At 65.5% G+C, this 907-nt stretch carries 1 protein-coding gene; it reads right to left on the bottom strand.

Annotation, left to right across the window (positions count from 1 at the left end; all coding sequences use genetic code 11):
* Window positions 1-907: lipoyl synthase (lipA, locus tag RCO38_RS24210; RefSeq protein WP_308331155.1), on the bottom strand; the 907-nt coding region annotated here is incomplete at both ends.

Below are 907 nucleotides of genomic sequence, written 5' to 3'. Positions count from 1 at the left end.
TGCTGGTCCGCGTGATAGCTGGAGCGCACCATGGCGCCCACGGCGGCGTGGGTGAAGCCCATCTCGTAGGCCTTTTCCTCGAACATCCTGAAGGTGTCCGGGTGCACGTAGCGACGCACCGGGAGGTGGTGACCGCTGGGCGCGAGGTACTGGCCGATGGTCAGCATGTCGATGTCATGGGCGCGCATGTCGCGCATGACATCGAGGATTTCCTCGTCGGTCTCGCCCAGGCCGACCATCAGCCCGCTCTTGGTCGGGATACCGGGGAAGCGCTGTTTGAACTTCTTGAGCAGGTTCAGGCTGAACTGGTAGTCCGAGCCCGGACGCGCTTCCTTGTACAGGCGCGGCACGGTTTCCAGGTTGTGGTTGAGCACATCGGGCAAGCCGCCGGCCAGGATGTCCAGCGCCTTCTCGTCGCGGCCGCGGAAGTCGGGCACCAGCACCTCGATCTGTGTGCCGGGCGAGAGCTCGCGCGTGCGCTGGATGCAGGCCACGTAGTGGCCGGCGCCGCCATCGCGCAGGTCGTCGCGGTCCACGCTGGTGATCACCACGTACTTGAGCTTGAGCTGGGCAATGGTCCTGGCCAGGTTGTCCGGCTCGTCGGTGTCCAGCGGGTCCGGGCGGCCGTGGCCCACGTCGCAGAACGGGCAGCGGCGCGTGCACTTGTCGCCCATGATCATGAAGGTGGCCGTGCCCTTGCCGAAGCATTCGCCGATGTTGGGGCAGCTGGCCTCTTCGCACACCGTCACCAGCTTGTTGCTGCGCAGGATGTCCTTGATCTCGTAGAAGCGGGTGGTCGGTGAGCCGGCCTTGACGCGGATCCATTCCGGCTTCTTCAGCACCTCGGCCGGCACGATCTTGATCGGGATGCGCGCCGTCTTGGCCTGGCTCTTCTGTTTGACCGTGG

The organism is Hydrogenophaga pseudoflava, assembly GCF_031020795.1.
GTDB classification, from domain to species: Bacteria; Pseudomonadota; Gammaproteobacteria; order Burkholderiales; family Burkholderiaceae_C; genus Hydrogenophaga; species Hydrogenophaga pseudoflava_A.
This window is presented reverse-complemented; position numbering and strand designations above follow the sequence as displayed.